Source organism: Moritella marina ATCC 15381, from assembly GCF_008931805.1.
Taxonomy (GTDB): Bacteria; Pseudomonadota; Gammaproteobacteria; order Enterobacterales; family Moritellaceae; genus Moritella; species Moritella marina.
Map to the genome: position 1 here is coordinate 2091051 of NZ_CP044399.1, position 18145 is coordinate 2109195.

Genomic DNA, 18145 nt, shown 5'->3' on the forward strand with positions numbered 1-18145 from the left:
AAATGTACCAACTAACAATTAAACCAGGGTTATTAACACTGGCACAACTTCGTCAAATCAGCCGTTCACCAGTACAAGTATCACTCGACCCTAGTTGTCATGAAGATATTCATGCCAGTACACAGATAGTCAATAATGTCATAGCTGAAAACCGAGTGGCTTACGGTATCAATACCGGTTTCGGTTTATTGGCAAATACCCGCATTGCCCCTGAAGATCTAGAAACCCTGCAACGCAGTATTGTATTGTCCCATGCAGCTGGCATCGGCGAGTTCATGAACGACGAAACTGTACGTATGATGATGGTGCTTAAAATTAACAGCCTAGCGCGTGGTTTCTCTGGTATCCGCTTATTGGTTATTGAAGCATTAATGCAATTAGTGAATGCGGAAGTATATCCTTGTGTACCGAAAAAAGGCTCTGTCGGTGCATCGGGCGATCTCGCTCCCCTTGCCCACATGAGTACAGTTTTGCTTGGCGAAGGTGAAGCGCGCCATCAAGGTAAAGTCATTTCTGGCGAAGAAGCATTAGCGATTGCCGGTATGCAGAAAATAACCCTAGCACCAAAAGAAGGTTTAGCGCTGTTAAACGGTACGCAAGCTTCTACTACATTTGGTCTTGAAGGTCTGTTTGCTGCTGAAGACTTATTTGCATCGGCAACTTTATGTGGCGCAATGACAGTTGAAGCCGCACTCGGTAGTCGCCGTCCATTCGATCCGCGTGTGCACCGCGTGCGTGGTCATCGCGCGCAAATGGACTCTGCCACTATGTATCGTCATATTCTCGGTTTTAGCAGCGAGCTCGGTAACTCACATACCGCCTGTGAAAAAGTCCAAGACCCTTATTCACTGCGCTGCCAACCACAAGTCATGGGCGCGTGTTTACAACAGATCCGCAATGCTGCCGAGATATTTGTAGTAGAAGCAAACTCGGTATCTGATAACCCATTAGTATTTGCCGATGATGGTGACATTATTTCAGCTGGTAACTTCCATGCCGAACCTATCGCCATGGCCAGTGATAACCTTGCACTCGCAATTGCAGAGATTGGCAGTTTGTCAGAACGTCGTATGGCGCTATTAATTGATAGCAGCTTAAGTAAATTACCGCCATTCTTGGTTGATAATGGCGGCGTTAACTCTGGTTTCATGATCGCACAAGTCACCGCAGCGGCATTAGCCAGTGAGAACAAATCATTAGCACATCCAGCTTGTGTTGATAGTTTACCGACTTCTGCGAATCAAGAAGATCATGTGTCTATGGCTACCTTTGCCGGTCGTCGCTTAAAAGACATGGCTGAAAATACCCGAGGTATCTTGGCGGTTGAACTGTTGGCAGCAGCACAAGGACTTGATTTTAGAGCACCACTAACATCATCGCCATTGGTTGAACAAGCGAAAGCAGAGTTACGCGAACGCGTCGATTTTTACGATAAAGATCGTTACTTTGCCCCTGATATAGCCAATGCGAATCAGCTATTACTCGAAGCTAGCCACAATAAACTTATCGCTAGTGATATGCTGCCAAGTTTATAAACATAAAGAACATACATTCGCAGATAAATAGACGTTAACTGTTTAGATCAACTATAAAAAGTTAAACATTGTCTGCGAATTTTTTACACTTCTTCAATGATAACGTCCACGCTTTCTTTTTCTCTTTGATGAAGCTTTCGATATAGTCACCGCCACCAATTTTATCTCGACCAATCTCATCCGATTTAGCTTTTAGGCCCAGTGCTTTCAAACGATACCCAGGTGTATCTTTTAGCTTCAATGCACATACTTGGTATTTTGCTGCAAAGGATGCTGCAATTTTCTCATCAAACCCAGCACTAGCAGTACTACTAAAAGCACTAGCTACTGAAACGACTATAATAGTATTAACAACAACCGTGAACTTAGCTCTATAATTACTCACTCTCATCTACCTCTGTATTAACTGAATTATTAACTCTACTCTCAGCATTCTGAAGCGTAATAATTGCACAGATATGTCTGCGAGAGATGAGTCAGCTTTTGAATATCTGCAATATATATGCATCAAGATGATTACACTGTCCGATATGGGACATTTGTTGTATATTGGCGCCAAATTATTTTATGAAAACACCTACTTTACTTATAAAACATTATTAAGGACCAGTTTTTGATTGATTCAGCGCTAGCACAAACCATAAACTGGACCACAAGCCTTTCTCCAAAACTCATGGAAGAGCTGGTATCAATCGCACAGGTAAAACACAATCTAACCACCAGTGAGTTGGAAGGATCAGATATAGCCCATCAAGGTATCAGTTTTATTCTTAAAGGCACCGTTGCCGTCTGCTTACAAACACCAAATCTAAAAACAGTGAATAGTGTCGTGGTCGGTAAAGGTTGTTGGTTTGGTGGATTTGAGGAAAGTGATAATGTATCTGACTATAAACCCTTCTTTATAAGTCAGATCGATCCCGTCTCTATTGTCCATTTCAAAAACAGCCAATTAGAACGTATCGCCAGCAATAATGTCGAGATATACAAGTGGTTCCACGGTATGTCATTTGATGTAAAAGCTAAATGGCTGCAAGCACAAATAATCATGAGTGCGAATACCTTATCCCGTGTTATTTACCTACTACTTGAAGTCGCAAATAATAGACCTAAGCTACAAGGCGAAATACCTAAGATCATGATCTCGCAGCAACAGATAAGCCGCATCACCGGTATTGCACGTCAACGCGTTAATGAAGCAATCAAACAGCTCGAAAAAGATAGCATGGTGGAATTAGGACGCAGCTGTATTTATCTCACCAATATAGCAGCTCTGAGCAGTAAACTTGATAGCGTCGACCTGAGTATTAGCGATCCAAGAAGTTTCTTTTTTGAATCTCAAATAAAAGGCTGGGTTTAAGGTAATCGTTTATATATTGATGTGAGTTATTTTAACAATTTGAATGCTAATAACCCCGATAGGATCCTATTTTGTGCCTATCAGGTATTAACCAGTACTGGTCAATAAACGAACAACTGTAAAAATAGGCGATAAAATAACCGTGATCAATATCACGTTATTACTTGAGAGGTAATTGAAATCATAAGCACTTGATTATAAATAAAATTTAAATAACACTTGAATATAAACATACAACTTTAAAAACTAGATCGTCAATCTAACACCCCAGATAACACTGGATAATCACGTAAATATCGGTATTATCTCGCCCCTCACACCCTAAGTGAGAATTTTATGCAAATAAATGCATGCCAGATTGGCGAAGAAGTACCCGTAAACACGAATACCTCAGAACGTCGCAAAAGCGACAAATTGGTTCCAGCATTAACGATAGGTTTTATTAGCCTGTTCTTATTAGCTGCGATCATTGACCTCCCTCGTTTCACAACTTTAATTCAAGACTTATTTTCAGCCGCTGCTGGACAATTTGGTTACTTTTGGCAATGGCTAATGGTAGCAAACTTTGCAGTTGCATTATGCATCGCAGCGACCCGTTACGGTAAAACACGTATGGGCATGAAAACCAAACCCGAAATAGGCACCTTCCGCTGGTTAGCAATGATCATGTGTACGCTTTTAGCAGGTGGTGGTGTTTTCTGGTCTGCAGCCGAACCGATTTACCATTTCATTACTCCATCAGCAAGCTATCCTGACATTACAGGCTCGACTGTTGAAGCAATTGTGCCGGCTTTAAGCCAAAGCTTTTTGCATTGGGGCTTTCTCGCCTGGTCTGTACTGGGCACACTCGCAACGATTGTGTTGATGTATGCGCATCACCACCATGGTATTAAGCTACGCCCACGTGCGTTACTTTTCCCTATCGTTGGTAACCGTTTAGAAAACCATTGGTTTGGTGCTGTAATTGACGCTTGTTCAATTATCGCCGTAGCTGCTGGTACTATTGGTCCTATCGGCTTCTTAGCATCACAAATGGGCTACAGCCTTGAAGTGCTAACAGGCCTTAAAAACGACATGAACTCTCAGCTGATGATTTTAGCTGTGGTAGTGTTGATTTGCGCTGCATCAGCTGCATCAGGCATGGATAAAGGTTTGCAGTGGCTTAGCCGCTTAAACGTTATCGGTGCATTTGCATTGCTAATCGCAATCTTAGTCTTGGGTCCAACACAATTCATCTTTGAACAATTTGGTCGTGCCTTTGCAGTTTACTTGCAAGACATGCCAACCATGAGTATCACTAACGACAATCCAGGTTGGAATGTTTGGTGGACTTGGTTCTTCTGGGGTTGGTTCATTGGTTTTGCACCTATGATGGCTATTTTCATTGCCCGTATCTCTGAAGGTCGTACGATTCGTGAGTTGGTATTGGCTGTTGCCGTTGGCGCACCAATTGCTACAAACTTCTGGTTCGCGGCATTAGGTGGCACAGGTATCTTCTTTGAGCTACAAACGCCTGGGATTATTTCTGGTCCATTAGCTGAAGCAGGCTTGCCTGCGGTATTGCTAGCAACATTACAGCAACTACCATTAAGCTTTATCTTGTTACCTGCATTCTTGGTACTAACAACCACGTTTGTCGTGACAACGGGTGACTCTATGGCATATTCAATTGCTATGGTGGTATCAGGTGATAATGAACCAGATCGTAAACATCGCGTATTCTGGGCTGTGATCATGGGCTGTGTTGCGGCGGTATTATTGCTTGCAGGTGACGGTGGTTTGAATGCATTGCAATCATTCATTGTCATCACAGCTGTGCCAGTATCATTCCTGATTGCGATTACTCTGGTAACAGGGCCTATGGCTGCAATCAAAATGACGCATGCACAAGAAGCACTTGCTGCTGAAAAAGCACTAGCGTAATAGGCTATTGCTCGAAAACAGCTCAGCCTGACTTTATAAGCACATTTGCTAATATTGTCAGGCTGAGCTTTTTTATAGCCTAAAATTCTTTTATTCTTTTATTCTGTCTATTTTTTTAAGCTTTTATCTTACCGAAATTCCTGTCTTATCAGTGTTAACTCGCATTTTTATCAATGCTATCGTCACGTCTGCATCTTTATAATCTACAGGTATTTCAACTGACTTATCGTCTTTGACTAAAAACAGCGAAGGAAAACTGTTGCCACCGATTGAACGCGCAAACCTAATTTCGGTTAATAACGCTTGATGGGTTTTAAGTGCCAAGAAATCTGTTTCAAATTTAACGATATCTAAACCAATATCTTTTGCTAATGCCATTAATACAACATGAACACTGGGATTTTTAGCCTGCGTATAATAAGCGACTTGAATAGCATCTAACATGGTTTCACCTGCACCTTGCTCACGAGCAGCAAGTATGGCGCGACAAGCTGGGTAAGTCGCGCGTCGTGGCGTATTTTCAGTCCAAAATTCATAGTTAAATTGCGTGCCAAGGAAGTTTTCAATTTTCTTCCAGTAAGAGGCTATTTGTGCCTGCATCATTTCCGGCATTGGTTCATCTGTATCGGGTGCTAATCCACCCAGCACATAGACAACCTCAACATCATCAGTCAGGGCTTGCTTAACTTTCTGCCATACAGGCTTGTAGCCCCAACACCAAGAGCACATAGGATCATAGACATAATATAATTTAGGTTTTACTGACGACATTAAATGGATCCTTTAATCGTTACGTTCAGAGTGATTTTCAGCAACAATATCAGAATCTTGCTGTGCGTAGAAATCAACACGAAAGCTGGTATCGTCAGTCATAAATTCAACTTTGTGCCAATACTCAGGCGGAGACACTGCAAGTTCGCCTTGCTTGATAATAATTTCTTGCTCAATAGCACCACGTCTTTCGGCAAAACCATAAAACTTAAGCTCACCGCTAAGCACATTGATCTGACCGTAAACACCCGCACGGGTATTATGTAAATGCAGGAACATCTTCGGAATATTATCAGAGGTAAAAACAGGGGTTGATTTATAATTTACAAAATCTGTTGGGATCACAGGCATAAACACCTCACTTTTATAGAAATATGTAATTGCGCGTTGATAGCTAATTATTTATAACTGACTATTTATAGCTAATGAATATAAAATATACGCCCATTCTCCATGAGCGCAAGTAAGGTGTGGCAACACTTAGATATGACAGGTGTTAAATTCACACCGCTCACAGGCTACTGCTATTAAATACTAGCCTTAAGCGAACCACCACGTGTTTGAATTACATCGCGATACCAAAAAAAGCTTTCTTTACGAGTGCGTTCTAGCGTACCACTACCATCGTCACGACGGTCAACATAAATGAAGCCATAACGCTTATCCATCTCTGCGGTCGAATTAGCCACTAAATCAATCGGCCCCCAACTCGTGAACCCCATCAACTCAACACCGTCTAAAATCGCCTCTCTGGCCTGCACAAGGTGATCATTCAAATATTGGATGCGATAATCATCAACAATCTCGCCATCTTCATTCACTTCATCACGAGCGCCTAAGCCATTCTCAACGATAAACAGTGGTTTTTGATATCTGTCATGCAAGAAGTTCAGCAATATACGCAAACCTTTAGGATCGATTAACCAGCCCCACTGACTCTTTTCTAAATACGGATTCGGTACACTATCGACAATATTACCGACTTCTTTTTGTTTAGGATCGGCACTTGCACAACCACTGGCATAATAACTAAACGAGATAAAATCAACGCTGGCATTCGCTAACGTCTCTAAATCGCCCTCTTCCATCACCACTTCGATATTGTTGTCGCGGAAATAACGCAACATATAACCTGGATAGCGACCACGGGTTTGCACATCACCAAAGAATAACCACTTGTTATTCTCATGCACGGCAGCCATCACATCATCAGGGTTACAGGTATAAGGGTAATTAAGTGCGCCCAGCAACATATTGCCAATTTTCGCATCAGGAATAATGTGCTTACACAGCGTTACCGCTTTCGCACTGGCAACCAGTTGATGGTGTATCGCTTGATAAATAGCTTGTTCATCTGCCGCTTCAGGTAAACCAACACCCGTATACGGTGCATGTAACGACATGTTGATTTCATTAAAGGTCAGCCACAGCTTTACTTTATGTTTATAACGTTCAAATACCGTTGTCGCATAACGCTCAAAAAAACCAATCAGTTTTCGGTCTGCCCAGCCGCCATAACCTTCGACTAATCCCACTGGCATTTCATAATGCGATAAAGTGACAAAAGGTTTCATGTCATGCTTGGCTAATTCATCAAAGATAGCATCATAATAAGCTAAACCCGCTTCATTCGGCTGGTCTTCATCGCCATTTGGGAAAATACGCGTCCAGGCAATAGACAATCTCAGGCAAGTAAAGCCCATCTCTTTAAATAATTGAATGTCTTGTGGATAGCGATTGTAAAAATCGATGGCAAGATCTTTAATCCCCGGGGTTTTATCGGCACTTTCTTGATGTTGGCTCAATATACCGTTAGGTAATAAGTCTGCTGTTGACAAGCCTTTACCGTCTTGCTGAAATGCGCCTTCGGTTTGATTGGCAGCAATAGCGCCGCCCCATAAGAAGTCTCGTGGAAATAAATTCATCAGTCCCTCAATTATTATTACTATCCGTGTAGAGCACTAGAGTAAACGATCAAAAACAATAACTACTTGAAGAAGCTCACATTTTTAATATTGAATCAGGTCCACATTGATTTTATTTATGTTTTTAGTTGGATATTATAAAGAGAGGGGTATATAAATAAAAATTACCAAATATACTTATAATCAGTATATTTGGTAATGTATAACGCAATCACCACATAGCTAAGACATACACTTGGCTCAAGTTGTAGCCCTTGTCTCTACGATGGCAATAGGCTTGCAGCGACCTGTCGTTAAACACTACGCATTTGTTGGGCTAACAGCTTCTTACCCTGTAATGACAACTGCTCTGCAATGTGCGATCTCATGTTAGCCGATTTATTTTGGCTTAATTTAAATCGGCCTTCTAACCCAACTATCGACACTGAGAATACAGTGATCGCCTTGAGCATATGATTAATAGCGGTACTGGACGCAGAATCTAATGTCCAAGGCTGTGCTTGATATTGTTCGAAGTGCGCACTGGTTAACGCCATTTGTTGATACTTATCGGCCGGTGCAGTGATTGCAGTAGCGCATCCAGTCACATGAACCTTAATGTAATTCCAGCTCGGCACCATCTGCCCTTCACGCTCATCGATTGGCACGAAGTTAGGAGAGACATAACCACTCTCACCATGAAAAATTAAGCTAATATCAACGCCGTCGTTAGATGTCGATGCCGCGTTTAGCTTTGCTGCCAGTGGATGGTCGTTACTGACATGTGCCACGATGACGTCATTGTTGACCGCAAAATGACAAGGTATATGACTGATATGTGGCATCTGCTCTGTATCTATAAATACTAAGGTGGCTAATGGGTCTTGCGAGATGACACAAAATAACAGGTCAAGGTCTTGGTCACGAGACTGAAAATGTTTAGCTGGATACATAATAAAATTCCTTTTGATTAATGTCGGTCGTTAATAGCGCGTTAATAAATTGGCTTTAACTTGCGGCCATTCATCATCAATAATGCTAAACAACGCGGTGTTTCGATAACTGCCATTTTCTGCGCGACGGTTTTTTCTTAAAATACCTTCAAACTGACCACCGATACGCGCAATAGCATGCCGTGATTGCAGGTTGTTTTCGTGGGTAGCAATCTCAACACGTGTAAAACCTAACGTTTCGAACACATATTCAAGCAGCAAGTATTTAGCATGGGTATTAACATGACTACGTTGCCAGGCTGGTGAAATAAATGTGTGCCCAATTTCAACACAACGATCTTGTTGGTTGAGCCGAAATAATCGCGTCGAGCCAACGACTTGATTGTTTTGTTTGTCGATAATGATAAACGCAACTTGCTTGCCAGTAGCCATCTCATTGATCGCCTCTTGTATCCAAGCCCGCGCAGTTTCTGCATTTTCGCAACGATTAATTGGCATATGCTGCCAGACTTCAGCAAAGTTTCCGGCGCTGCAAAACGCGGGTAAATGCGCTATGGTCATCGGTTCGAGTTTAATCAATTCACTGGTAAGGGTAATGGCTTTAAGCATAAGTTAATGTCCTTATTCTGAGTTACTGACGTTATTATTTGAATCTAAGCATTGCTCAATTATGCCGTCATTTGGTATAACTACTACAACCAGAATAAAGATAAATGGTATACCAGTTTGAAAGCACTTAATCTGATACTGACCACCAGTGAACACAGTAAATCGCGGGCAAAATACTTATTAATTGCCGATGCTTTAAGGCAAGCGATTAAACAGGGACAAGTCGCGCCAAGCGAAGCACTACCCTCGGCACGCCAACTAGCCGCACAGTTAAATGTTAACCGCCATACAATCATGGCGGCAGTCGCAGAACTTGTTGCTCAAGGCTGGGTTGAGGCCAAAGAACGTTCCGGTTATCGCGTTGTTAAACAGTTACCGATCCAAACTAGCCAGTCGTTAATAAGCACTGCGTCAAACACCATTAACAGCACCTCACAAAACAGCACCTCAAAAAACAACAGCGCACTGAAGAATGACGCCGTCATTACACCGTCCTTTAACTGGCAGTTTCGCTATAAAAATACAGCAACAATCAGCGATACTAAAAGCCCCAGTGCCTACCAATATAACTTTGCAGGGGGTCAGCCTGATAACCGCCTGTTTCCATTTTCTGAATTTAAACACTGTTTTTCACAGCTCTGCCAAAGACCAAAATTTGATAAATTAGGTTACGGCGCAAGTGCTGGTGAAGCTGAATTAACAGAACAGATTGCCACCTACTTACGCCGTGTTAGGTCTATTACAGACAAAGAAATAATGATTTGTAATGGCTCGCAAGAAGGTTTGTATATGGTCTCTAAACTGTTGCTGCAAGCCGGTGATAAAGTTGCGGTGGAACAATTCGGTTATCCACCAGCTTGGGCTGCATTTAAAAGTTCAGGGGCTGAACTCGTTATTATCGAACAAGATGATAAAGGCATAATCCCCGCGCAGTTAGCGACTCAGCTTATCAAGGGTGACATTAAACTTATCTATCTAACGCCCTTACACCAATACCCGACAACAGTGACTTTAGCCGTCAGTCGCCGTTTGCAAATATATCAATTGGCCGCGCAGTATGGTGTGGCGATTATCGAAGATGATTATGACCATGAATTTCATTACGACTCACAACCGCTAGCACCAATGGCTGCCGATGATCCTCTAGGCTTAGTGATCTACATTTCGACCTTCTCAAAACTAATGTTCGGGGGTGTTCGAGTTGGCTATGTGGTGGCCAATAATGAATTGATAACCCAGCTCAGTGCTTACAAAGCCTTGATGAACCATAAGAATAATGTGTTGATCCAACAAGCGGTGGCAAAATGGATGCAACAAGGTGGGTTTGAAAGTCATTTAAGACGAATGACTCGCTGTTACCATAAACGCCGCGACTTCTTAGTCAGCCTATTGCGGGATTATCAACGACAAGGCCTACCAATCAACTTTAATTGCCCTGCTGGCGGGATGGCACTGTGGGTTGATATGGGCGTATCTATTGTCGGACTCAAGCAAAAATTACAAACCAAAAATGTATATTTACAGACCGAGATTGAATTTAATTTATTAACAGAGCAAGACGACTCACAATATCGTTTTATTCGAATCGGTTTTGCATCCATGGATGAAAACGAAGTCACGCAAGGCATGAAAATTATCACCCAGACATTGTACGGTTAGGTTGTATATAAACTTGCCAGTAAGGGAAAGGCACAGGCTTTCTATGATTCAGAAGAAAGTAGAGAGTTATCTAAGTTGAGAAATAATGTCACAGAAGGCTTCGTTGTCATTGTTCCCGAGTATAACGACCAGATAGAACAATAACCTCTTCAAACCCAGTTAGAATTAACCGCATCAATAATCTAGATAAAGCGTATAATATAAGATCACTCAAAAACAATATGCTTAAGGTAGGCTAAAAACATGCTGCAAAAAGAACTCAGACAAGCAAAAGCAATTGAGAATGTGTATAACTCGGCATATTGGCATTTAGCGCAAAAAGATTACACGCTTGCAGAAGTACGCGCCAAGCTTGAGCGAAAAACAGAAAATCAAGACTGGGTAGAAACGGTACTAGCCGATCTCATAGAGAAAGGTTACATCAAAAGCGATTTTGACTTTGCAATGGGTTTTGCTGAGTCTGCGTTTCATAATGAGCAAGGTAAATCAGCGATCACTCGTAAGTTACGTGCTCGCGGTGTAGGTCAAAAAGAAATAGCAGAAGCTATCGAACAGGTTATGTATGATGAAGAGATCGATCAATTCGCCCTCGCCGAGTCACGCTTAAGCAATACATTTCAAAATTTCCACAACACCACCAAAGAAAAAGTCTATTCTCAGTTCACCACCAAAGGCTTTTCACGCGCCGAAATTGACCATGCTCTGTCGATGCACCCTGAAAAAGACACATTAAGAAGCAAGCTCGAAGTTAAAGCAGAAAAAGCAGACCTAAGCAAAGAAATCATGAAGCTATACCGTAAAGGTAAAGGAAAACGAGTCATACTGAATGAATTACGTAAAAAGCTCATTGATGTTGAAGAGTTTGATAACCTAATTGACCAGCTTGAAGAGGTAGGCGATATCGATTTTTATCAAACTTGTATCGATGTCTTAGCCAAAAAACGCCTTGATATTAAGAACGGTGCAGGAAAATCGAAAGCCTACGCTTATCTATCTGGTAAAGGTTTTGATTCAGACCAAATCAAAGAAGCACTGAACCCAGCTGATTAATATAACAGCAACACTAATAATAACGTTAACGGCACCAAGACGCTTTGTTATACAATTTCAGCACTGAAAATGCAGCACGCAAATAACATTAAGGAATACACAATGACAAACCAACACGCACACGGCGAAGAAGGTCACGTACACGGTCCAGGTTGTAGCCACCACCATGCTCAAGCACCTATCGTACGCGAAGGCGCTAAAGTAGGTCGTAACGATCCTTGCTCATGCAACAGTGGCAAGAAATTTAAGAAATGTTGTGGTAAATAAGCTTAGGCTTGATTAACACATACTAAAAAGCCTCCGTCTGGAGGCTTTTTGCTAATTATATATGACTTAGGCTACTTCAGACTAACCGTCAGCAGTGATCTTAGTAATCAATTCTTGTTGTACAGTTTCTGCTTTATCAGTATCGATCTGACATGTACCAGCAGCAATATGACCACCGCCACCGTATTTAAGCATTAACTCACCGACATTGGTTTTCGAGTCACGATCAAAGATAGACTTACCTGTTGCAAACACAATGTTCTGCTTTTGGAAACCCCACATCTTATGAATAGAGATATTGCACTGTGGGAATAACGCATAAATCATGAAACGATTACCGGCGAAAATAGTCTCTTCATCCGTTAAATCAAGTAACACTAAGTTATCATGCACTGTTGCACAACGTTCAACTTGTTGTTTAAACATCGTCTCGTGTTCACGATATAAATCAATGCGTTCTTTTACATCTGGTAATGCGAGGATATCGTCAATAGTGTGATCTTTACAATAATCAATCAGATCCATCATCAAGGCATAATTAGAAATACGGAATTCGCGGAAACGCCCTAACCCGGTACGCGCATCCATCAGAAAGTTCATTAAGTTCCAACCTTGCGAATTCAATACTTCATCGCGATTAAACTGGGCAGAATCACCTTTATCCACGGCTTCCATCATTTCAACCCACTGCGCAGGGAATGTATCTAAACCACCATAATAATCCCACACCACACGTGCAGCAGAAGGCGCATCAGGATCGATAATGTGATTATCACGTTCACCAGTATTACGAATTGTTTCTGAAAGATGGTGATCAAAAGTCAGGTAAGCGCTTTTAACATAAGGCAGGTTTGTGACGATATCATTCGGGGTAATATCAATTTTCCCGTCTTGCATATCTTTAGGATGAACAAATTTAATGTCACTGATAAGATTTTGCTGTTTTAAAAGTACTGCACACACTAAACCATCAAAATCACTGCGCGTTACTAATCTATATTTTTGCTCTGACATATTCATTCCTTTGTCACATAAGTTTAAACCTAAGATGACTAAAGATAACCGTATAGAAGAGTCAGAATCAAGCGGAGATTAGCGAAGATAACAGTTACAGTTGCCCAAGCTTGATCTTGCGCGCAAAACAAGCTCAAGCTGGGTGAATAATCGGCATAATTAAATGCTTAAAATTTGAATTTGTTCAATGTTCTCTGACGCATCGTGAGTAACAATTATATGGTCTAGTTGTATGATATAAAAACAAATAAGACCATACACTAATTTATTCAAAAGTTTATTTCAACTTCACAACATCACCCGATACTGTGGTCTGATAACCATTCAATATCCAAGCCCAGAACCAATCTTCTTGCACTTCTACATTGATAAGAGCATCACCGCCTCTCGATTCAATCGCCGCGTTTTGGGCGCGTACAAAACGGTCATTTTGTTGGATCGGAATAAACTGAAATAACATGATACCAGTTGCAGTCGCAGTACCAGGGCCAATGACGGTATATTTGGTTTCATCAATATTTTGCGTTTGCATTGATGTTCCCGAACAACCCACTAAAATTAGTGCAGACAATAAAATAGTGCTTAATGCTTTTACCATTTTCATCAATAAACTCCCTCATTGTAATTAAAGGCTATGGGTGTGCTGTTAAAACCTACCACTAACCTCAGTCTTCCTAAGTCTAGGCAGCACTTATTAGAAAGCCCACTGTCACTAGCAATAAGCATCAATAAACCACGATTTAAGCATATTGTGTGAGACAGACGCCGTTTTCAACCACAAAATAATGGCAAGCTCACTGTGCTTTACTTTTTCACGCACACTATAAAGAATGATTAACTAACACATACTTTAGTACTATTGAGTGCTGCAACTTATTTCAATTTACTTCAACTTACCCCAACTAAAATTTAATTTATTTGTAACACTTTATTAATCTTCCGTAACTTGGTATAAACATAGTTAATATACTTAGTTAGGTGGTAATTTAAAATTTAAGCCTAACTACTGTAGTTATATTAGAATTTTAAAGGGAATTAATATGCGTTCGTTATCAGTGCAATGGAAAATCACATTGCTTTCTGGCTGTTGTATTTTAGTCGTGGCGATATCACTAATCAGCTTTACACTTTCATCATCAACCACTAATCAAAAAATCATTCAGGTTCAAACCAGTAATTCTGTCGGTGAAAAGTCCGAACAGCTACTCATCAGCGGAGCGAGTACGCAGGCTTCAATCGTCCAAAAATACTTAGATGAAGCAACATATCGTGCAGAGATGCTCGCTGAAAGCATTGCCTTCGTGCAGTATAATGCCGAAGATAACTTTACCAGTAGTGATGAACTACGGGATTCAGTCTCGGAGTTATTGAAACGTTCAGTACAAAATTTCGATAATATGCACGCCGCTTTTACCACTTTCAAACCTAATATGCTCGATGGTGAAGATGCTAATTATACCGATGCCGACTATGTCAGTTCCAATGATCAAGGTCGCTTTTCTGCTTATTGGTATAAGAACAACGAAAATGACCCTAAATTAATAATCAAAACTGAACAGCAGATCAATGACACAGCAAAAGCTGCCAACGGCCAAGCAAACAACTTTTGGTACACCTGCAGCATTACGAATAAGCGTATGTGTGTCATTGAACCTTACCTATACAAAGAGAATGGCATATCTCATTTAGTCAGTACGATCACTGTACCAGTACGAAAGCAGGGAGAAATCATTGGTGTAACCGGTATCGACTTGAAAATAGGCGTACTACAAGACTTTGCTCAGCGAGCTGATCAAGCCTTGTTCACTGGTGCAGGTACTGTGAAAATTGTGAGTAATTACGGCCAGCTTGTCGCCTCTGATGCTAAAAATGCACAAATAGGCCAACAAATCTCAGACCCACAGCTAACACAATGGTTAGCTAAAGGGGTAACCCAATCTCAATGGAGTCGCGATCAGCAGTCTTTAACGGTATTTATGCCTATCAAGCTTAACGCCATTAATTGGGGGATTGTGATCACGATGCCAAGGGAAACCGTCCTGGCTGATGCATTAGCGTTGAACAAGCTAATCGAAGAACAAGCAAGCGAAACACTGAGCACACAAATTGTCACCGGTGTCATTGTTACCCTATTCGGTTTACTGATTATTTGGTTTGCAGCCGTTAAATTAGTCGCTCCGATTAAAGCTGTAGCGACTCGATTACAAGATATCGCCTCTGGCGAAGGCGACTTAACCCAACGACTAGAAGTCAAATCGAGCGATGAAATGGGTGAATTAGCGACTTGGTTTAACCGCTTTTTAGATAAGATCCAAGGCACCATCAAAGACGTGGTAGCCACAGCCAATACCATGAGTGATACTTCAAAACAAGCTGAAGCAATCGCACAACAATCACGCCAAGGCAGCGAATCACAATTTAGAGAAGTGGATATGGTTGCTACCGCCTCAGAAGAAATGACACAAACATCCGCATTGGTCTTAGAGAATGCCGACAGAGCCGCTGAAATGGCCCGCCAAGCAGAGCAATCAGCGCAAAGTGGGCAAGCTGTCGTGCAGCAGTCTGCTGACACAATGCAAGAATTAGTCGAAAGAATGGCGTTAGCAGTACCCATTGCCAACGAACTCGAAATCAATGGCGGTAATATTAATACCATATTATCAGTGATTGAGGGAATTTCAGAACAGACCAACCTACTCGCGCTAAATGCCGCGATTGAAGCCGCAAGAGCCGGTGAACAAGGTCGTGGTTTCGCCGTGGTTGCCGATGAAGTGAGACAATTGGCAAGCCGTACGCACGATTCAGTGGATCAAATACGCGTGGTGATCCAAGATTTACAAGCAGGTACTCGCAGTGTGACAACCGCGATATCCGAGGGTAATCACCTTGCTCTTGAAACCGCAACGCAGGTTCAAAAAGCAGTCGATAGCTTGGCTGATATTTCATCCTTCGTCGCTGATATTCAGGTCATGAACAGTGAAATTGTTAACGCGGCCAGCGAGCAAAAAACAGTCTCAACAGAAGTAAACGGTAACGTCGCTAACATTCGTGATTTAAGCCAATCTATCTTAGACCAATCCACTGCAGCCGAAAAAGTCGGTCAGGATATTGCGCAGCTATCATCACAGCAACAAGTCTTGGTTGGTCAATTTAAAGTGGGTTAAGTGACCAATTAAAGGGCTTAACTAGTAACAAAAATGCCGCTCATCAAGCATAACATTGGCTAATGAGCGGCACTTTATTTTATAAACGATTTATCTAAACATGTTTTATCAACTCAAGGCTTTAACTTTAACACAGCATCAATATCTGCGGCGCTATGACGCTCAGGCACTTGTTCCCACTCTTCGCCAAATGAACGATTAACAAGGCGACCACGTTGCACACCTTCTCGCTCTGCTATCATTGTCGCCCAACGCATAATGTGGGTGTAACTTTCGACTTGTAAGAACTCCCCTGCATCATACAGTTTGCCTAATACTAAATTGCCATACCAAGGCCAAATAGCCATATCAGCAATACTGTACTCTTCGCCTGCAACATAGGTATGTTGAGCTAGTTGTTTATCTAACACGTCTAACTGACGCTTCGCTTCCATGGCGAAGCGATTAATCGGGTATTCAAATTTTTCATCTGCATAAGCGTAAAAATGGCCAAAACCGCCACCTAGAAATGGGGCTGAACCTTGTGCCCAGAACAGCCAGTTAAACGTTTGCGTTCGACCTGCGCCTTCTTTTGGTAAAAACTGACCAAACTTCTCAGCTAAATGTACCAGAATCGAAGCAGACTCAAATACATTAACGTCGTCATCGCCCGACTTATCAACTAACGCAGGAATTTTGGAGTTGGGATTAACGCCCACAAAACCCGATGAAAATTGTTCCGCTTCACCAATGTTAATTAAATAAGCATCGTACTCCGCTTCTTTAATACCTAGTGCTAATAATTCTTCAAGCAGGATCGTGACTTTCTGCCCATTTGGCGTACCCAGAGAGTAAAGTTGCAGTGCATGTTCGCCTACAGGTAGTGCTTGTTCGTGGGTTGCGCCAGATACTGGACGGTTAATGTTAGCCCACTTATTACCGCCATCTGTGTTATGAACCCAAACTTTAGGTGGTGTGTATTCATTTTTCATAATGTGCTCTCAATGTTATTTATTTGGATGAGGTAAGGTAAGATAAACCCGTTCACCCATACATGAACCGACTGTACTGTCATAAAATACTATAGGGAAAGTTTAGATTACTCAAGGGATAAGGAATTCTGAGAGTAAGAATAACCACTGATACTTACCTCAGTGGCTATTCTTAAATTAACGTGAAAATAATGCTCTCATCAGCTAAAGCTAAGCAGTCGTATTACAAAATACTCGATAAAAATTTCTGTAATCTTGGGTGAGAAGGGTTTTCAAAAAAGTTGGCCGGCACATCGTCTACAAGTAGTTGTCCATCTTCCATAAACAATACCCGGTCGGCAACTTCGCTAGCAAAGCCCATTTCGTGAGTCACCACCACCATGGTCATGCCTTCTTCTGCTAATGATTTCATCACTTCAAGCACCTCCCCCACCATCTCAGGATCGAGTGCTGAGGTTGGTTCATCAAATAACATCAGGTCAGGTTTCATGGCTAACGCTCTGGCAATCGCCACTCGTTGCTGTTGCCCGCCGGATAACTGACTTGGGTATACATTCACTTTTTCGGCCAGTCCAACTCGAGTAAGCAAGCTTATAGCATCTTTTTCAACTTGCTCTTTCCCCAAATTAGATACCTTTAATGGCGCCAGCTTCACATTTTCTTTAACCGATAAATGCGGGAAAAGATTAAATGATTGAAATACCATACCGACGTTTTCACGTAAGGTATTAATATTAGTCGAGGAATCATACATATTGATACCATCAATCATGATCTCTCCTTCAGTCACTGTTTCTAACTGATTTAGCGTGCGTAAGAAGGTAGATTTACCCGATCCTGATGGACCAATAATAACCACCACTTCGCCCCGCTTAACGGTCACGGATACTTTTTTAAGTGCATGACAATTGTTGGCATATATTTTATCGACATCTGTGGCGATCACCATGTCTTCGCCGTTATAATTT

17 protein-coding genes are annotated in these 18145 nt (G+C 41.7%); 7 read left to right on the plus strand and 10 right to left on the minus strand.

The window, feature by feature from the left end; genetic code table 11:
* Window positions 1-2: 2 nt before the first annotated feature.
* Window positions 3-1535: a histidine ammonia-lyase gene (hutH, locus tag FR932_RS09430; protein WP_019441770.1), complete on the plus strand. Its 1533-nt coding sequence runs from the start codon at window positions 3-5 to the stop codon at window positions 1533-1535.
* Between the two features lie 61 nt (window positions 1536-1596).
* On the opposite strand, the gene FR932_RS09435 is transcribed toward hutH, so the two are convergent.
* On the minus strand, window positions 1597-1926 hold the full coding sequence (locus tag FR932_RS09435; protein ID WP_019628910.1) for a hypothetical protein: 330 nt from the start codon (window positions 1924-1926) through the stop codon (window positions 1597-1599).
* A 222-nt stretch (window positions 1927-2148) separates the two neighbouring features.
* Here FR932_RS09435 and FR932_RS09440 point away from each other — a divergent pair, with 222 nt between their 5' ends.
* Together FR932_RS09440 and FR932_RS09445 are read left to right on the plus strand one after the other, a co-directional pair.
* Window positions 2149-2892, plus strand: a complete 744-nt coding sequence (locus tag FR932_RS09440; protein WP_019441768.1) for a Crp/Fnr family transcriptional regulator — start codon at window positions 2149-2151, stop codon at window positions 2890-2892.
* Between the two features lie 336 nt (window positions 2893-3228).
* Window positions 3229-4815: a BCCT family transporter gene (locus FR932_RS09445; RefSeq protein ID WP_019441767.1), complete on the plus strand. Its 1587-nt coding sequence runs from the start codon at window positions 3229-3231 to the stop codon at window positions 4813-4815.
* A 123-nt stretch (window positions 4816-4938) separates the two neighbouring features.
* Here the strand turns inward: FR932_RS09445 and FR932_RS09450 are convergent, their stop codons facing one another.
* From FR932_RS09450 to FR932_RS09470, 5 genes are all read right to left on the minus strand, one after another.
* Window positions 4939-5586 carry a DsbA family protein gene (locus FR932_RS09450; protein WP_019441766.1) on the minus strand — a complete coding sequence of 216 codons (648 nt, stop codon included), beginning with the start codon at window positions 5584-5586 and terminating at the stop codon, window positions 4939-4941.
* 12 nt (window positions 5587-5598) lie between these two features.
* Complete coding sequence (locus FR932_RS09455) at window positions 5599-5937, minus strand: TehB family protein (protein WP_019441765.1); 339 nt, start codon at window positions 5935-5937, stop codon at window positions 5599-5601.
* 176 nt (window positions 5938-6113) lie between these two features.
* Window positions 6114-7511: a glycoside hydrolase family 1 protein gene (locus tag FR932_RS09460; RefSeq protein WP_019441764.1), complete on the minus strand. Its 1398-nt coding sequence runs from the start codon at window positions 7509-7511 to the stop codon at window positions 6114-6116.
* A 293-nt stretch (window positions 7512-7804) separates the two neighbouring features.
* The gene (locus FR932_RS09465; protein WP_019441763.1) at window positions 7805-8443 is read right to left on the minus strand and encodes an FMN-binding negative transcriptional regulator; all 639 of its coding nucleotides are present in this window, start codon (window positions 8441-8443) and stop codon (window positions 7805-7807) included.
* 30 nt (window positions 8444-8473) lie between these two features.
* Complete coding sequence (locus FR932_RS09470) at window positions 8474-9052, minus strand: GNAT family N-acetyltransferase (RefSeq protein ID WP_019441762.1); 579 nt, start codon at window positions 9050-9052, stop codon at window positions 8474-8476.
* A 117-nt stretch (window positions 9053-9169) separates the two neighbouring features.
* Between FR932_RS09470 and pdxR the strand changes: the two genes are divergently transcribed.
* The 3 genes from pdxR to FR932_RS09485 all read left to right on the plus strand — a co-directional run bounded on the left by pdxR (window position 9170) and on the right by FR932_RS09485 (window position 12028).
* Window positions 9170-10711, plus strand: a complete 1542-nt coding sequence (gene pdxR, locus FR932_RS09475; RefSeq protein ID WP_019441761.1) for a MocR-like pyridoxine biosynthesis transcription factor PdxR — start codon at window positions 9170-9172, stop codon at window positions 10709-10711.
* A 243-nt stretch (window positions 10712-10954) separates the two neighbouring features.
* Window positions 10955-11761, plus strand: a complete 807-nt coding sequence (locus FR932_RS09480; RefSeq protein ID WP_019441760.1) for a RecX family transcriptional regulator — start codon at window positions 10955-10957, stop codon at window positions 11759-11761.
* Between the two features lie 102 nt (window positions 11762-11863).
* Complete coding sequence (locus FR932_RS09485) at window positions 11864-12028, plus strand: SEC-C metal-binding domain-containing protein (RefSeq protein WP_019441759.1); 165 nt, start codon at window positions 11864-11866, stop codon at window positions 12026-12028.
* 81 nt (window positions 12029-12109) lie between these two features.
* Here the strand turns inward: FR932_RS09485 and FR932_RS09490 are convergent, their stop codons facing one another.
* Complete coding sequence (locus tag FR932_RS09490; protein ID WP_019441758.1) at window positions 12110-13042, minus strand: exopolyphosphatase; 933 nt, start codon at window positions 13040-13042, stop codon at window positions 12110-12112.
* Between the two features lie 277 nt (window positions 13043-13319).
* Complete coding sequence (locus FR932_RS09495) at window positions 13320-13646, minus strand: hypothetical protein (protein WP_019441757.1); 327 nt, start codon at window positions 13644-13646, stop codon at window positions 13320-13322.
* Between the two features lie 436 nt (window positions 13647-14082).
* Between FR932_RS09495 and FR932_RS09500 the strand changes: the two genes are divergently transcribed.
* A complete protein-coding gene (locus FR932_RS09500; protein WP_019441756.1) occupies window positions 14083-16206 on the plus strand; it encodes a methyl-accepting chemotaxis protein in 2124 nt (707 codons plus the stop codon).
* A 113-nt stretch (window positions 16207-16319) separates the two neighbouring features.
* On the opposite strand, the gene yghU is transcribed toward FR932_RS09500, so the two are convergent.
* A complete protein-coding gene (yghU, locus tag FR932_RS09505) occupies window positions 16320-17177 on the minus strand; it encodes a glutathione-dependent disulfide-bond oxidoreductase (protein ID WP_019441755.1) in 858 nt (285 codons plus the stop codon).
* A 223-nt stretch (window positions 17178-17400) separates the two neighbouring features.
* On the minus strand, window positions 17401-18126 hold the full coding sequence (locus FR932_RS09510; RefSeq protein ID WP_019628911.1) for an amino acid ABC transporter ATP-binding protein: 726 nt from the start codon (window positions 18124-18126) through the stop codon (window positions 17401-17403).
* Window positions 18127-18145: the final 19 nt, after the last annotated feature.